This is a genomic window from Curtobacterium sp. VKM Ac-2865, from assembly GCF_015350905.1.
Taxonomy (GTDB): domain Bacteria; phylum Actinomycetota; class Actinomycetes; order Actinomycetales; family Microbacteriaceae; genus Curtobacterium.
Genome location: NZ_JADKRZ010000003.1, coordinates 398,045 through 414,388, shown reverse-complemented (window position 1 = coordinate 414,388; position 16,344 = coordinate 398,045). Strand labels below are relative to the sequence as shown.

Annotated in this window: 12 protein-coding genes; 7 read left to right on the top strand and 5 right to left on the bottom strand. The window is 73.1% G+C overall.

The window, feature by feature from the left end:
- The first annotated feature begins 112 nt into the window (after positions 1-112).
- Together ITJ54_RS10725 and ITJ54_RS10720 are read left to right on the top strand one after the other, a co-directional pair.
- Positions 113-859 (top strand): FadR/GntR family transcriptional regulator, encoded by a 747-nt coding sequence (locus tag ITJ54_RS10725; RefSeq protein ID WP_071270945.1) that lies wholly within the window; start codon positions 113-115, stop codon positions 857-859.
- A 158-nt stretch (positions 860-1,017) separates the two neighbouring features.
- On the top strand, positions 1,018-1,728 hold the full coding sequence (locus tag ITJ54_RS10720; RefSeq protein WP_194628080.1) for a class I SAM-dependent methyltransferase: 711 nt from the start codon (positions 1,018-1,020) through the stop codon (positions 1,726-1,728).
- 13 nt (positions 1,729-1,741) lie between these two features.
- On the opposite strand, the gene ITJ54_RS10715 is transcribed toward ITJ54_RS10720, so the two are convergent.
- The 5 genes from ITJ54_RS10715 to ITJ54_RS10695 all read right to left on the bottom strand — a co-directional run bounded on the left by ITJ54_RS10715 (position 1,742) and on the right by ITJ54_RS10695 (position 8,758).
- Entirely contained in the window at positions 1,742-4,240 is a 2,499-nt protein-coding gene (locus ITJ54_RS10715) for a glycosyl hydrolase family 95 catalytic domain-containing protein (RefSeq protein WP_194628065.1), read from the bottom strand.
- Positions 4,237-5,124: a sugar phosphate isomerase/epimerase family protein gene (locus ITJ54_RS10710; RefSeq protein ID WP_194628176.1), complete on the bottom strand. Its 888-nt coding sequence runs from the start codon at positions 5,122-5,124 to the stop codon at positions 4,237-4,239. The genes ITJ54_RS10715 and ITJ54_RS10710 overlap by 4 nt, the downstream gene beginning before the upstream one ends.
- Positions 5,125-5,156: 32 nt before the next feature.
- Positions 5,157-6,362: a DUF993 family protein gene (locus tag ITJ54_RS10705; protein WP_194628062.1), complete on the bottom strand. Its 1,206-nt coding sequence runs from the start codon at positions 6,360-6,362 to the stop codon at positions 5,157-5,159.
- Positions 6,359-7,573: a Gfo/Idh/MocA family protein gene (locus ITJ54_RS10700; RefSeq protein ID WP_228509281.1), complete on the bottom strand. Its 1,215-nt coding sequence runs from the start codon at positions 7,571-7,573 to the stop codon at positions 6,359-6,361. Before ITJ54_RS10700 ends, ITJ54_RS10705 begins: the two co-directional genes overlap by 4 nt.
- Before the next feature lie 153 nt (positions 7,574-7,726).
- Positions 7,727-8,758: a LacI family DNA-binding transcriptional regulator gene (locus ITJ54_RS10695; RefSeq protein ID WP_194628061.1), complete on the bottom strand. Its 1,032-nt coding sequence runs from the start codon at positions 8,756-8,758 to the stop codon at positions 7,727-7,729.
- Positions 8,759-9,026: 268 nt separating this feature from the next.
- On the opposite strand from ITJ54_RS10695, the gene ITJ54_RS10690 reads away from it, so the two are divergent.
- From ITJ54_RS10690 to ITJ54_RS10670, 5 genes are all read left to right on the top strand, one after another.
- Entirely contained in the window at positions 9,027-10,307 is a 1,281-nt protein-coding gene (locus ITJ54_RS10690; protein ID WP_194628059.1) for an extracellular solute-binding protein, read from the top strand.
- 138 nt (positions 10,308-10,445) lie between these two features.
- Positions 10,446-11,420, top strand: coding sequence for a sugar ABC transporter permease (locus ITJ54_RS10685; protein ID WP_323741683.1), 975 nt, complete (start codon positions 10,446-10,448; stop codon positions 11,418-11,420).
- Complete coding sequence (locus tag ITJ54_RS10680) at positions 11,417-12,352, top strand: carbohydrate ABC transporter permease (protein ID WP_228509089.1); 936 nt, start codon at positions 11,417-11,419, stop codon at positions 12,350-12,352. Before ITJ54_RS10685 ends, ITJ54_RS10680 begins: the two co-directional genes overlap by 4 nt.
- Positions 12,352-14,073, top strand: coding sequence for a hypothetical protein (locus ITJ54_RS10675; RefSeq protein ID WP_194628057.1), 1,722 nt, complete (start codon positions 12,352-12,354; stop codon positions 14,071-14,073). Before ITJ54_RS10680 ends, ITJ54_RS10675 begins: the two co-directional genes overlap by 1 nt.
- Positions 14,070-16,067 carry a DUF6807 family protein gene (locus tag ITJ54_RS10670; RefSeq protein ID WP_194628055.1) on the top strand — a complete coding sequence of 666 codons (1,998 nt, stop codon included), beginning with the start codon at positions 14,070-14,072 and terminating at the stop codon, positions 16,065-16,067. The genes ITJ54_RS10675 and ITJ54_RS10670 overlap by 4 nt, the downstream gene beginning before the upstream one ends.
- The last annotated feature ends 277 nt before the right edge of the window (positions 16,068-16,344 follow it).

The following is a 16,344-nucleotide window of genomic DNA, read 5'->3' as shown; positions in this document are numbered from 1 at the left end:
TGTCGGGGTTGGAACGCGGACCATCCTGCGCCGTTCCGATCTGGTTGTCAACCGGTTGACCGGTTTGTGTCCAGAGCCGTGGAGGTGGACCCGGCACCGCTACGCTCGGCACATGCCCGCGTTCAGCGAGAACGACCCCCTCAACATCCGGCTCGAACTCGAGTCGGTGCCGGTCGGGTCCCCCGCGTCCGAGGTCGCCCGGCAGCTCGTGTCGCTCCTCACCGCCGGCGACCTGGCCCCCGGGTCGCGTCTGCCGTCCGAGCGTGTGCTCGCCGAACGGCTCGGCGTCGGTCGGTCGGCGGTGCGCGAAGCACTGGCCGCGCTGGAGATCCTCGGCATCGTGCAGATCCGACCGGGCTCGGGCACGTACCTGCGCGGCGGGATGTCGGACCTGCTGCCGACGACGCTGTCGTGGGGGCTGATGCTCGCGTCGAACCGCACGCGGGAGCTGCTCGAGATCCGGTCCTCGCTGGAGCGCACCGCGGCGATCCTCGCGGCACAGCGCGCGACGGACGAGGAGCTCGACGCGCTCGGCGACCACCTGGACCGGCAGGAAGCCACCCTCGACGACCCCTCCGCGTTCATCGAGGCCGACGTCCGCTTCCACGTGCAGCTCGCGCGGGCAGCCGACAACGACGTGCTCGCCGACCTGCTGCAGAGCCTCCGGTCGATGCTGAGCGTGTGGGTCGGCCGCCGGGTCAGCACGCGCGAGGCCACCGAGGCCGCGTACAACGAGCACCGGGCGATCTACGACGCCATGCGGACGCGGGACGTCGCCGCGACGCTCCGGGCGATGGACGAGCACATGGCCACGGCGAGCGCCCGCATCGAGCACGCGGACGCGGTGCCGACGGAGTAGCGGGCGCGCGCCGGTGCGAGGTTGACCTCCCCGTGCGGCACTGACGGGGCGCACGGGGTGGGCAGGCTCGCACGGGCCGGGGGAACCCGCACGGTGCGAGGTTGCCGAACCGGCAACGGAACTCGCGTCCGGGCGGTGCGGTGTGCGTCACTGGGCGGATGCACACGCACGAGCACGAGCACGGCACCGACTCGCCCGCCGAGGCACTGCCCGACGCGGCGACCTACTGGGAGGCCCGGTACGCCGACGGGGACCGGATGTGGTCGGGCCGGGTGAACGCCGTCCTCGCTGACGTCGTCACGTCGCTCGAGCAGCAGGGGCCCGTCGGCTCCGCGCTCGACCTGGGCTGCGGCGAGGGCGGCGACGTGCTCTGGCTGGCGTCGCGGGGGTGGCGGGCGACGGGTGTGGACCTCTCCCCCACGGCCGCTGCCCGAGGTCGCGCGGCCGCCGAGGACGCTGGCGTCGCGGACCACGTGCGGTTCGACGCGGGCGACCTGGCGACGTGGGACACCGAGGAGCGCTTCACCCTGGTGACCGCCTCGTTCCTGCAGTCGTGGCCGGTCGAGATCCCCCGCGCGGCGATCCTGCGCCGGGCGACCCGGTTCGTGGCACCCGGCGGGCACCTGCTGGTGACCGCGCACGCGGCCCCGCCCGGCGAACTGCCCGAGGAGCTGCGGTCCTACCGGTTCCCGACGCCGGACGACGACCTGGCCGCGCTCGGGGTGGGACGCGGCGACGGTGCTGATGCCGAGGGTGTCGACGGTGACTGGACGGTCGTCACGGCCGAGGTCCGGCCGCGGTCGGTCCCCCGCGACGACGGCACCGTGCACGACCTGCTCGACAGCGTGGTGCTCGTCCGCCGCCGCTGACCCGGCACCGGCTTCAGACCGCGGGGAACACCACCGGGACGCGGACGCCGACCGCGGTGAGCCGGGCCAGGACCTCGCGGCCGCGGTGCCGGACCACGTGGTCGCCGAGTGCCCTCGGGGTCCGTGCCCGCAGGTCGGCGTGCAGGAGTTCGGCGCCGTCCTCGTCCACGGCACCCCACGTCACGTCGACGTCGATTCCGGGTCGTGCGACGAGCCCGCGGACGGACCCGTGCGCGAAGGCCGCGGGCACGGCGGGGAGCAGGTCGAGACGACCGCGGTGGGACTGCACGAGCATCTCGGCCACCGCGGCGACGAAGCCGAGGTTGCCGTCGATCTGGAACGGCGGGTGCGCAGCGAACAGGTTGCGGTAGAGCCCGCCGCGCTGCCCCTCGTCGTCGACGCCGTCCATCGTGCGGAACACGAGCGGCAGGAGCCGGCCGATCGCGGCGGTGTCCCCGAGCCGGGCACGGAGCGCGAGTTTCCACGCCAGCGACCACCCGGTGGAGTCGTCGCCGCGGGCGTCGAGCGTCCGGGTGACCGCCGCGGCCATCGGCCCGTCCAGCGGTGTCGTGCCGGGGTAGACACCGACGAGCGAGGACACGTGGCGGTGCCCTGGTTCGGCGTGTCCACGGTCCGAGCGCCACTCCGGCACGGCCCCGTCGGCGCCGGGCTCGATCGGCGGCAGGGCGTCGGCGAGCGCCACGAACCGCGGGTCCGGCGTCTGTCCGACCCGCGCCGACAGCCGTCGGTACGCGGACACCGTCATGCCGATGAGTGCGAGGTCCATCGCGGCGTCGGTGTCCACGGAGCCGGGAGCACCCGTCGCGGTGACGAAGTGGTTCTCCGGCGAGGTCGAGGGGACCGTGTGCCGCAGGCCGTCGTCACCGGTCACGAGCCAGGCGTCGACGAACGCGAGCGCGCCGGACACGAGCGGCAGCAGCACGTCACGCACGAAGGCGTCGTCGGCGCCGTGGTCGGCGTGCGCCACGAGCGGGTCGAGCAGCCAGAGCGCGCCCGTCGGCCAGAACGCGTACGCGGGGTCGTGCTGGCCCTCGCCGATCGGCTGGGTGTAGCCCCAGGCGTCGGTGTTGTGGTGCGCCACCCACCCGGGAGCGTCGTACAGCCGGGCAGCGGTCTGCTCACCGCTACGAGCGACCGCCTGGACCAGCGCGACGAGCGGTTCGGCGGTCTCGGGCAGGGCGGTGACCTCGGCGGGCCAGTAGGCCATCTCGAGGTTGACGTTCGTGGTGTAGTTCGCGCTCCACGGCGGCCGGAGCGCAGCGTTCCAGATGCCCTGCAGCGTCGCGGGCAGGCCCCCTGGCCGGGACGAGCAGATGAGCAGGTAGCGCCCATACGCGACGAGGAGGGCGGCGAACCCGGGGTCCGTCGCGATGCCCTCGGCAGCGACCCGGGCGAGGCGCTCGTCGGTCATGACGCCGGCGTGGTCGCCCTCCGGCAGCGTCAGGGTGAACCGGTCGAACAGGGCGGCGTGGTCCGTGCGCTGGGCGTCACGGACCCGGTCGATGCCCGTGGCGATGGCGGCGTCGACCGTGCCGAGCGCCGTCGCGGCCGCGTCCGCCGCGGTGCCTGAGGGCTCGCGACCGGCGCCGCGTGCCGTCGTCGCGGTGCCGAGCACCACGCGCACGGTCCCGCGCGCGGGGACGCGAACGCTCGCGTGCACCTGCTGCGCGGAACGAGGCTCGTGCTGCGCGACAGGACTCGCGGCATCCTGCCCGAGGGGTGTCGCGGGCCACGAGCCTCGTGCACGCCCGGGGTCGGAGGCGGAGGCGGGGGCGGACGCGCCGGCGATGGGCCGGCCGTGGCCGTCGACCACCCGGAGCACCGCAGCGCCCTCGAGTGCTGGGCCGTCCCAGCGCACCGGGTCCGGCACGTCGCCGTCGTGGGGCGGCCAGACGTCGCTCGGCAGCCGGACGAGGAGCGCCGCATCACCCAGGACTGCGCCGGCGGCTCCGTCGAGCGGCGCGTGCAGCAGCGTCTCGAGCGTCAGGTCGACGACCCCCACGCCCGACTCGGGGAACACGAGTTCGTGCACGAGCACCCGGTGCGGCCAGGATGCCCAGGTCGCGGTGTGGACGGGCTGGCCGTCGAGCACGAAGGACGTCGTCGCGGTGGCGGTGGCCAGGTCCAGCGTCCGCTCGTGGTCCTGCACGAGGCCGTCCCCGCCGGGGGTGGTCGTCACGAGCAGGTCGACGAACGGCATGTACGCCTGCGTGTGCCGGTGCTGCACCCGTCGGAGGGCGTCGGCGGCGTCGTCGAAGCGCTCCTCGGCGATCGCGGCGCGGGACTCGGCGAGCGCTGCCCGGACGGTCTGCGGGTCGAGCGGATCGACGTGCTCGGTCGCCACCGTGCCGGACCAGGCGGACCCGTCGTTGATCCCGAGGCGGTCGACGAGGGCGCCACCGTGGCACATCGCCCCGAGCAGACCGTTGCCGACCGGGAGCGCGTCGGTCCAGGTGGTCGCGGGTCCGCGGTACCGGAGCACGGCGCTCATGCGGGCCCCAGCGGGACGTGCGCGGCGACGCTCCGCACGACCCGGTCGACGACGACGGCGGGTGCGGTGTCCCACACGGACTGGTTGAAGATCTCGACCTCCACGTCTCCGGTGTACCCGGCTGCGGCGACCGCGGCACCGATCGGGCCAAAGTCGATGTGCCCGTCGCCCGGGTAGCCCCGCGAGAGCAGGGGGTCGGCGGCGAGCGGGGTCACCCAGTCGCACACCTGGTACGTCGCGATGCGGCCGGCCGCTCCGGCGCGGGCGATCGACGACTCGAGCGCCGGGTCCCACCACACGTGGAAGGTGTCGACGGCGACGCCGACCGCCTCGGTCGGGAACGGTGCGGCGAGGTCGAGGGCCTGCGCCAGGGTCGACACCACGGCACGGTCGGCTGCGTACATCGGGTGCAGGGGCTCCACGGCGAGCTGGACCCCGACGTCGAGGGCGTGCGGCACGAGCTCGGCCAGGGCGTCGGCGACCCGGGCACGTGCGGCGCCGAGGTCCTTCGAGCCGGCGGGCAGTCCCCCGACGACGAGGACCAGCACGGGTCGGGACCCCGGGGCGCCGGCGTCGGCCAGCGCGGCGGTCTCGTCGATCGCCCGGCGGTTGTCGTCCATCGCCCGTCGGCGTTCGGCACCGTCGGCCAGGGTGAAGAACCCGCCCCGGCAGTGCGTCGACACGCGGAGCCCGGAGTCGCGGACCATCCGCACGGCCTCGTCGAGCCCGACGTCGGCGACCGGCTCGCGCCACGTCCCGATCGCCTCGACGCCCGCCGCGGTGATCGCCGCGATGGCCTCAGCCAGGGAGGCGCGCTTCACCGTCGCCTGGTTCAGCGAGAGCCGAGCCGCGCCCGCCGCGGGCGAGAGCCGAGCCTCGCCCACCGCTGCCGACGGCCGGGCCGGAGCCGGGGCGCTCACGCGACCGACTCGGGGACGGGAGCGACGTCGGCAGCCGAGCCGAGCCTCCCGGCCGGCTCCTCCACCCCGTGCACCGCGAGCAGCGCGAGCCAGCGCGAGGCGGCGAGCTCCGGCTGCTCCAACGCACCACAGGCGTTGGCGAGGCGGACCGTCTCCGACAGGTGCGGCAGGCTGCGGCCCGCGTGCAGCCCACCGACCATCGCCGGCGAGGGCTGGTGACCGTTCAACCAGGCCAGGAACGCGATCCCGGTCTTGTAGAACCACGTGGGGGCGGCGAAGACGTGGCGTGCGAGCGCCTCGGTCGGACCGAGGACGGCACGGAACGCGGCCTCGTCCGGCAGGGCACGGACGGCCGCAGACGCGGCCGGCCCGACGGCGGCGAAGGCCCCGAGCAGCGCGTCCGAGTGCGCGGACCCGTCGCCCGCGATGAGGTCGACGTAGTGGAAGTCGTCGCCCGTGTACATGCGGGTCCCCTCGGGCAGGCGGGCGCGCAGGGCGACCTCGGCCGACGCGTCGAGCAGGCTCATCTTGATCCCGCCCACCCGCTCGCCGGCGTCGCGCATCACGGCGAGCACCGTCTCGGGCGCCGACCGCTCGTCGCCGAAGTAGCCGGCGAGCGCGGGGTCGAACGCGGCCCCCAGCCAGTGCAGCACGACGGGGGCGCCGGCGCGCGCGATGACCCGCTCGTAGACCCTTTGGTAGTCGTCGGGCCCGGACGCAGCACGTGCGAGGTGGCGGCTGGCCATGAGCACGACGTCCGCGCCGGCGTCCTCCGCGTGGTGCAGCTGGCGGACGTAGGCGTCGACGATCGCGTCGAGGCTCGCGTCCTCGGACGCCAGGTCGTCGGTGTTCACCCCGACGACGATGCGGCCGCCGACGCTCGCGGCCTCGGCGGCGCTGCGGTTCACGAGCTCGCGGGTCGCGGCCGAGTCGAGGCCCATGTTGCGCTGGGCCGTGTCCATCGCGTCGGCCACGCCGAGGCCCCAGGACCACAGGTGGTGCCGGAACGCCAGGGTGCGGTCCCAGTCGAGGTCGGCCGGAGCGCCGGGCGTGGTGTCGGACCCGACGCGCGGCACGACGTGGGCGGCGGCGTACACGACGCGCTCGGTCAGCGGGCCGTCGGGCCTGGTCCAGGTGGGCGCCGGCTGCAGGGGCACCGTCCGGGTGGTGCCGTCGGCGGCGAGCAGGGTCAGGTCCGTCATGCGGAGACCGCCTGGAGGCTCGGGTCGGCTCCGGTGGGCGTGGCGGCGGTCCGGTCGTCCGTCCGGTCGTCGGTCCGGTGCGGCTCGGGCAGGTGGAGCTCCGGCAGGTCGATGCGGCGGCCCTCGGCGCTCGACCGCAGGCCGGCCTCGGCGAGCGCGACACCGCGGGCGCCGGAGAGCAGGTCGTACGGGTGCGGGCGGCCGGCGACGAGGTCGCGCACGAAGTCCTCCCACTGCGCACGGAACCCGTTGCCGTACTCGTCGTTGTCCGGCACCTCGAGCCACTGGCCGCGGTAGTCGCGGTCGTCGCGGAGGTCCGGGTTCCACACCGGCTTCGGCGTCGTCGTGCGCGGCTGGACCCGGCAGCCGAACAGCCCGACGACCGCGCTGCCGTGGGTGCCGTCGACCTGGAACTCGACGAGCTCGTCCCGGTCCACCCGCACCGCCCAGCTCGAGTTGATCTGCGCGGTGATCCCGCCGGCCAGGTCGAACACCCCGTAGGCGGCGTCGTCCGCGGTCGCCGGGTAGGCGTGGCCCTGCTCGTCCGTGCGCTCGGGGATGTGGGTCACGGCACGGGCGTACACCGACTCGACGCGGCCGAACAGCTGCTCGAGGACGTAGTTCCAGTGCGGGAACATGTCGACGACGATGCCGCCGCCGTCCTCGCGGCGGTAGTTCCAGCTCGGGCGCTGGGCGTCCTGCCAGTCCCCCTCGAAGACCCAGTAGCCGAACTCGCCCCGGACTGAGAGCACCCGGCCGAAGAACCCGGAGTCGATGAGCCGCGCGAGCTTGCGCAGGCCGGGCAGGTAGAGCTTGTCGTGCACGACGCCGTTCGGCACGCCGGCCTCTGCGGCCAGGCGGGCGAGCTCGAGGGCCTCGGCGGAGGTCTCCGCGGTGGGCTTCTCGGTGTAGACCGCCTTGCCCGCGGCGATCGCGCGGCGGATGGCGTCGGTGCGGGCACTCGTGACGGCGAAGTCGGCGAAGACGTCCCAGCGCGGGTCGGCGAGCGCGGCGTCGAGGTCGGTCGTCCAGTGCTCCAGGCCGTGGCGGCGGGCGATGTCCTCGAGCTTGGCGGCGTTCCGGCCGACGAGCACCGGTTCGAGCTGCACCCGGGAGCCGTCCGGCAGCAGCACGCCGCCGTCCTGACGGATCGCGAGCACCGAGCGGACGAGGTGCTGCCGGTAGCCCATGCGTCCCGTGACGCCGTTCATGATGATGCCGAGGGTGCGGGTGGTCAACGCGTGCTCCTTTGCTCGCCGAGCAGCTCCCGCCGGTGCGGAAAGCGCTTGCCCGGCACCGTACACCAAGCAGCGGCCGGAGCGCAGCCCCCGGGTCGGCGGCCGGTCGGGGCGGTGGCGGCAGGGTCAGCGCGCGGTGCTCGCGCGCAGGACGACCTCGCCGTCGACGTCGTCCGCGTCGTCGTCCGTGCCGAGCGCCCGGCGGACCGCCCGCGCCCCGATCTCCTCGAGGGGCAGCCGCACGGTGCTGAGCGCCGGCACCACGTCGACGAGCATCCGGACGTCGTCGAAGCCCGCCACGCCGATGTCGACTCCGGGGACCAGGCCGCGTTCGCGGATCGCCGTGAGCGCCCCGACCGCCATCAGGTCCGTGACGGCGAACACGCACCGCGGCGGCGTCCCCGCGTCGAGCAGCTGGGTCATGGCCTGGTAGCCGCCGTCCCGCGAGAACGCCGAGGGGACCACGGCGCCGTGGTCGAGCCGGATGCCGTGGGCGGCGAGACCGGCGACGAAGCCCTCGACCCGGGCGTGCGCCGTGACGAGGTCCGGCTCCCCCGCCAGCACCGCGAAGGACCGGTGCCCCTGCTCGACGAGCGCTCCGGCCAGGGCCGCGGCCCCGCTGAGGTTCCGGACGACGAGCGCGTGGACGCCCTCGACCCCCGCCGCCGCCCCGTCCACGTCGGACACCAGCGCCGAGACCCCGGCACCGCCGGCGACCAGGGCGGCGATCCCGTCACGGACCGCGTCGCCGTTCCCGCCCAGGTGACGGCTGACGGCGAGCACCACGGCGCGGGGGCGGAGGCCGGCGACGACGTCGAGCACCTCGCGCTCGCGGGAGGCGTCCCCGCCGGTCGAGGTGATCGTGACGACGAGACCGGCCTCGTCGGCGGCGCGGATCGCACCGGCGGCGATGGCGGCGAAGTACGGGTCGGCGATGTCACCGACGACGAGGGCCAACGAGGTCGTCGTGCCGCGGGCGACCGCCTGGGCCTGCACGTTGGCGGTGTAGTGCAGCTCGCGGGCCGCGACGTGCACGCGCTCCAGGAACTCCGGACGGACCCGTCGGGCGCTGCCGTTCAGCGCGCGGGACGCGGTCGCGAGGGAGACCCCGGCGCGCTGTGCCACGTCCGCCAGGGTCGCGGTGCTGCGGTCCGACACGGGGGCGTCCTCTCCGGTGCGCGCTGCCGTGCGCGTCCGGCGTCAGGCTAGCGGTTTCCCGGGCCCGGACGCCGGAACCAGCCACGTCGAGGAGCGGGCAGGTCCACCTGGGTGAGCCGGGCCTCCAGGCCGACGTCGATGTGAGGACAAATGTCGGAAAGCGCTTGCCCATCTGCCGGTCGGTCGTGTAGACCTTGGACCCTCGGCCGAGACATCCCGAATGCTCGTCCACGGCGAACAGTCCGTGGCCCGAACGAAAGCAGTGACGATGAAGTCATCCAAACGAGTGCTCGCACTCGCCGGCGGCCTCGCCGCCCTCGCGCTCCTCTCCGGCTGCGCCTCCGGAGGTTCCGGGGACGACGGCGGGAAGGTGGACAAGCTGACGTTCTGGCTGTCGACCTCGACCGCGCAGGAGAAGGGCTACCAGGACCTGGCGACCGCCTACGAGAAGGAGTCGGGGGTCAACGTCCGGATCGTGAACCTGCCGTACGACGGCCTGCAGACGAAGCTCCGCGAGTCCGCCCAGGCGAAGTCGTTGCCGGACGTGGTCCGTGCTGCCGCCATCGACCCGATCTGGACGTCGCAGACGGTCGACCTCAGCTCGATCACCAACACGAAGGCCAACGGCATCAACCAGGACCTCGTCGCGAAGGCGAAGGACGGCAAGGTCCTCTCGATCCCGTCCGACATCACCGCGGCGGGCCTGTTCGTGAACAAGTCGCTGTTCGAGAAGGCGGGCGTCAGCTACCCGACCGACCCGGCGAAGGCGTGGACCTGGGACGAGTTCCTGAAGGCCGCCGACGAGGTCAAGGCGAAGACCGGCGCGAAGTACGACCTGACGTTCGACGCCTCGCCGTCGCGACTGCGTGCGTACATGTACACGAAGGGCACGACCTTCCTCGAGCAGCAGAAGGACGGCTCGTTCGAGAGCAACGCGAAGATGGTCGGTGCCCTGCAGGACTTCGCGGACATGAACGACGACGAGACCATGCCGAAGTCCGTCTGGGCCAGTGGGCAGGACCCGAACGCGCTGTTCAAGAGCGGCCAGGTCGTCGCGTACTTCTCCGGCGTCTGGCAGACCTCGGACTTCGCGTCGAACGTCGACTTCGACTGGGCGAGCGCCGCGACCCCCGCCGACCCGACCCACGCCACGGAGATCAACTACGGCGGCAACATCGTCGGGTTCGCGAACTCGGACGCCCGCGGTGCCGCTGCGGAGAAGTTCATCGAGTACATGTACGAGCCGGCGAACTACACCAAGCTCTCCGCGACCAACGGCTTCCTGCCGGTGGAGAACGGGCTCGACATCGACTACCCCTTCACCTCCCAGGCCGCCAAGGACTCCTTCGCGCTGTACACGAAGGAGATCGAGGCCGCTGACCCGATCTCGAGCGCCTACGCCAACGAGGCCGCCACCTGGGCGATCGACGGCAAGGAGCTCGGCACCGACCCCACCACCACCGAGGTCGGCAAGCTCGTCAACGGGCAGCAGTCGGCGAAGAAGACGCTCGACACGATCACGAAGTACTACGAGGAGCAGGTCGGTTGACGACCCCGGCCGGGTGCGCGCACCGCACCCGGCCGGCGTCCGCCGGGTGCCCGCACCGCGGCCGGCCGCCGGTCACCGGCTGCCCGCACCCGGTGGCCGTCCCTCCCCCACCCCGCACGACGAACGAAGAGGATCATCGTGAGCACCAGCACCGCAGCGGGTGACGTCACCGCCACCGCGGCCGTCCCACCCGGCCCCGCCCGGTCGGGCACCCCCGGCCGACCTCGCCGTCGCCGCTCCCGCGTCAGCCGCCCGGTCCTCGCACCGATCGCCTTCGTCGCGGTGAACGCCGTGCTGTTCGTGGTGTTCTTCGTGTGGCCCGCCGTCATCGGCCTCGGCTACTCGTTCACCGACTACAACGGCGTGAGCGACCCGAAGTTCATCGGCCTGGAGAACTACACCGAGCTCTTCGGCGACTCCACCTTCTACGCGGCGCTGGTCCGCACCCTGATCTACGCGGTCGTCGCCGTGCCGCTCGGCTTCGTGCTGTCGCTCTCGATGGCCCTGATGCTCACGAGCCCCGCCGCGAAGGGCCGGAGCGTCGCCCGCATCGTGTTCTTCGTGCCGTGGCTGATCTCCCCCATCGTCACCGGCGTCATCTGGCGGTGGATGTTCGGCGAGAACTTCGGCCTGGCGAACTTCGTCGTCGAGTCCCTCGGCGGCAAGGCCGTGCCGTGGCAGTCGAACGCCGACCTGTCCCTGCTCGTGGTCATCTTCGCCACCGCCTGGGCCGGCGCCGCCTTCAACATGCTGCTGTTCGTCGCCGCGATCCGGAACGTCCCGCAGTCGTACTACGAGGCCGCCTCGCTCGACGGGGCCGGCGCCTGGCACCAGTTCCGCTACATCACCCTGCCGAGCATCGCGCCGACGTCGTTCATCGTGGTGCTGCTGTCCTCGCTGGGGGCGTTCAAGGAGTTCGCCACGATCCAGGCGCTCAACAACGGCGGCCCGGGCACCGACAACACCCTGCTCGTGCAGTACATCTACACGAACGGGTTCCAGAACGCCCACATCGGCTACGCGAGCGCCGCGTCGATGGTCCTCATGCTGATCCTCATGGCCATCGCGCTGATCCAGCTCGCCATGAACCGCCGGACGGAGTCACGCCGATGACCGACACGACCCTCCCCACCACGCCGGCCGGAGCCGCCGCGACGACCGCCGCCGCCGTCACCGACCAGGTGACCAAGCGCCACGGCCGCACCGGCGGCCCCGACCGCACCCGCGTCCCGCGCGGCAAGGCCGTCGCCGCGACCGCCCTGCTCTGGGTCTTCATCATCGCGTTCGGGTTCCCCGTGCTCTGGTTCGTCCTGAGCGCCTTCAAGCCGGGCAGCGAGCTGTTCTCCTACCCGCTGACGCTGCTGCCGAAGCAGTGGTCGGTGTCCGGCTTCACCGAGGCCTGGTCGAGCTTCGACTTCGCCCGGTACTTCGGCAACACGATCATCGTCGCGCTGGTCACCACGGTGCTGACGGTCCTGGCGAGCGCCTGCACCGGCTACGCCCTGGCGAAGTACGACAACAAGTGGCTCAAGGTGTTCTTCGTCTGCATCCTCGCCACGACGATGCTCCCCACCGAGGTCATCCTCGCCCCGACCTTCATCGTGATCCGCGACCTCGGCCTGTACGACTCGCTCGCCGGCATCATCGTGCCGTCGGTGATCACCGCGACCGGCATCTTCATGTTCCGCCAGTTCTTCCTGACGGTCCCCGACGACCTCGTCGAGGCCGCGCGCATCGACGGCGCGAGCGAGTTCGGCATCTTCGTCCGGATCATGCTGCCGATCTCCCGCCCGATCATGCTGACCCTGGCGATCTTCTCGTTCCAGTGGCGCTGGAACGACTACATCTGGCCGCTGCTCGTCCTGAACGACCCGCACCAGTTCACGATCCAGATCGCCCTGCAGAGCATCGTCGGGGCCGAGAACGTGAACTGGACCGTGCTCCTCGGGGCCTCGGTCATCTCGATCCTGCCGCTGCTGCTGCTGTACCTGGTGTTCCAGAAGTACGTGAACGGTGCCGACCTCAACGCGGGGCTGAAGGACTGATGAGACCGACCTTCCTCGAGGCCCTCGGCCCGGCCGCCGACACCGCGGTCCGGGACCTGCGGTCCAGCACCGACGACCCGGCGACACTGGAGCACCGGGAGCTGATGGCACGCGCGCTCACCCTGGTGGGCGCGTGGGTCCGGTCTGGAGGCCCGGCCCAGGCCGACGAGACCGACCTCGCCACCGCGCACGGGTACGTCCGGCACCTCGCCGCCCGGCAGTCGGCGCACGGGACGTTCGTCGGTGGCGACAACGTCCTGTCGCCGCCGGACTCAGCGTTCACCGTCAACGACTGCTGCGACGCCCTCGAGCTACTCGCTCCCGTCCGTGCCGAGTCCGACGTCGCGGGTGCCCTCGCCGAGGACCTCGACCGGATCGTGCTCCGCGCCGCCCCGGCCCTGCGCACCGGCGGTGTGCACACGCCGAACCACCGGTGGGAGATCTCGGCCGCCCTGGCCCGGATCCACCGTCTGCACCCGGACCCGGCGCTCGTCGACCGCATCGACGAGTGGCTGGCCGAAGGCGCGGACATCGACGCCGACGGGCTGTGGTCCGAGCGCAGCCCGAACTACGCCGTCGCCGTCTCGTGCCCGTCGTTCCTCGTGCTCGCCGAGGTCCTCGACCGTCCCGAGCTCCTCGAGCCGGTCCGCCGGAGCATCGACGCCGTCCTGGCCCTGCTGCTGCCCGACGACACCGTCGAGACCGTGCAGTCGCGCCGCCAGGACCAGTCCCGCCCGTTCGGCATCGGCCCGTTCGCGCCGCTGCTCTGGCACGTCGCGGTGCGCGACGACCGCGCCGACGTCGCCGCTGCCGCACGGCGTGCGGTGACGCTCGAGATGTGGCAGCCGGGTGCCGTCGCCGCGCGGGCCATGACGGACCCGCTGCTCGGTCGACCGCTCCCCGACCGTGGCGCCCCCGCCGCTCCCGCCGCTCCCGCGCGCGAGGTGCACCACTTCGCCGACGCCCGACTCGTGCACGTCCGCGAGCCGCGCCGGAGCGTCGTCGTCTTCGCGGGGTCGGACGTCCCAGCGCAGGGCCACGTCCGCTCCGGCCTGGCGAACAGCCCGACCTTCCTGCGGGTGCTCGCCGGCGACGTCGTGCTGTCCGACGTGCGGCTGTCCCGCGAGTTCTTCGGCCTGGGGCCCTTCCGCCCGACGACCCTCACGACGCTGGACGGCGACGGTGTCCTGCGCTTCCGGCTCACCGAGTCGGTCGAGGCCGGGTACCACCAGCCGCTCCCGACCGCACGCCGACGCCCGGACGGCGCCTACGACCTGCGCGACGAGGGCCGGTTCTCCGCCGCGATGGACTTCGGCGACCGGATGGTGGACACCGTCACGCTGACGACGACCGTCGACGTGACCGTGCTGCCCGACGCCGTCGTGCTCGACCTCGACCTCGACGGGGCGGACGTGCCGTGGGCACTGCAGCTGACCTTCCGCGCCGGGGGTACCGTCACCGGCATGGACCAGGACGCCGAGGGCAACACCGTGCTCGCCAGCGGGACCGGCACGTACCGGGTCGGCGACGACGTCGTCACCGTCGGACCGGGCAACGGATCGGGTCCCGGGCAGCCGGCGTTCTACGCGCCCGGCCAGGACTACGCGTTCCTCGGCGGCACCGACCGCCCCGACGGCGAGCACGTCTTCGTGACGGGTCGGGCTCCGGGTCGGGCACGGATCACGATCGGCACGGGCGGGTCCCCCGGGACGTCGGCGTGACACCCGCGGGCACCGACGAGGGCACGACGGACGCGGCCCTGCCCGGCGTCGTGCTCGTCGGTGCCCGCGGGTACGGCCTGCACCACCGCGCGAACGTCGACCGGCTCGTCGCCGCCGGTCGGTGCACGCTCACCGCGGTCCTCGACCCGGCGCTCGAGGGCCCCACGGACGGCGGCGTCCCCGTGGTCGCCGACCTCGCGGCTGCCCAGGCGCACGGTCCCGTCGACGTCGTCGTCGTCGCCGCCCCGATCGCCGCGCACCTCCCGCTGACCATGACGGCACTCCAGGCGGGCGCGGACGTGCTCCTCGAGAAGCCACCAGTGACGACCCGGCAGGCACTGGCCGAGCTGCTCGACGCCGAGCGCCGCACCGGGCAGGTCGTCCAGGTCGGGTTCCAGAGCCTCGGGTCCGACGCGCTCGGTGCCCTGCGGGACGGCCACGTCGTCGGCGCGGTCCGCTCGGCGGCGGCCGTCGGCACCTGGCGCCGTGACGACGCCTACTGGCAGCGGTCCGCGTGGGCCGGCCGGCGGCGGCTGCACGGCGTCGACGTGCTCGACGGCGTGGTGACGAACCCCCTCGCCCACGCGGTCGCCACCGCCCTGGCCGTGGTCGGTGCCCGCCGTGCCGCCGACGTGGCTCGCGTCGAGGTCGAGCTGTACCGGGCGAACGCGATCGAGGGCGACGACACGTCCACGGTGCGCGTGACGACGGCGTCGGGTCGCGAGGCCACGGCCGCGCTGACCCTGTGCGCCGCCGAGGAGACCGTGCCCTCCGTGCGGGTCGTCGGCGCGGACGGCACCGCACGGTTCGACTACACGCTCGACCACGTCACGCTGCCCGACGCCCCCACAGCGCACCACGGCCGGACCGACCTGCTCGAGAACCTCCTCGACCACCGCCGCACGGGCGCCGACCTGCTCGTCCCCCTGGTGTCGACGGGCGCGTTCGTCGAGGTGCTCGAGGCCGTCCGGGCGACGCAGCCCGTGCAGATCGACCACCCGTTCGTCACCTGGCTCGGCGAGGGGCCTGACCGGCACCCCGTGGTGCAGGACGTCGAGTCACTCGTCGAACGAGCCGCCGAGGAGCTGGCGCTGTTCTCCGAGGTCGGCGCACCGTGGGCGCACGCCACCCGCGACGAGGTGCTGCACCGCTTCACGGTCCCGACCACCGACGGCACCTCGACCACCGGCGGCACCCGGTCCGAGGTCGCGACCATGCTCGACGGCGCCGGCACCATCCCGACCTCGGTCCCCCGGCCGTACTTGCACCCCGTGCGGACGCTCGCCGGGATCGTCGTCAGCGCGCACCACCCACCCGACCACGACTGGCACACGGGCGTCGGCCCCGCGGTCCCCGACGTCGGCGGCGCGAACTGCTGGGGCGGTCGCACCTACGTCCACGGCGAGGGCTACGTCTGGCGCGACGACCACGGCACGGTCACGGTCGACCGGGAGACCGTCGAGGGCGACACCCACGGCATGGAGCTGCAGTGGCGCGGACCCGACGGGCGACCACGCCTGCACGAGGACCGCACGACGTCGACCCGGCCACTCGGACCCGACGCGTGGGAACTCCGCACGACGTCGTCCTTCAGCACCCCGGGTGGCGCGGACGTGCGGCTCGGCGGCCCCGGCAGCAACGGCCGCGTCGGTGCCGGGTACGGCGGGTTCACCTGGCGTCTGCCGCCGTGCACGGACGTCGAGGTCCGCACCCAGACGGCGACCGGGGAGGCCGCGGTGCACGGCTCCGTCGCACCCTGGGTGTCCTGGAGCGCCGACGTCGAGGGGCGGCCGGTCACGATCGTCCTCGAGGCACTCGGGCACCGCGACCCGTGGTTCGTCCGGGTCGCGGAGTACCCGGCGATCGCGTCGGCCCTGGCGTGGTCGACCCCCGCGACGGTGCACGCGGGAGAGGCGCTCGTCCGGGCCTTCCGCGCGGTCGTCGCCGACGGTCGTCACGACCCGGTCGCGCTGCTCGCCCGACGACCGGCCTGACCAGGCAAGCCCTCACTTTCAAGCCGAACTTCCGCAGCGGAAGGTGCTCCCGGTCTATCGCCCTTTCGACGTCCGAAGATGAAGATGAAGATGAAGATGAAGATGACGCGAGATTACAGACGACTCTGACCGCTCGCGCCATCTCCCTCTACCTATCTAAAGGTTCATAGACCCACTCATCGAAGCCCTCTGGCGGGACAAAAATATCAGACAAGAAAGCAAACGTGAAACCAACCGTACCGTCACCTTTGAATGATTGATGACGATTTGATTTCCC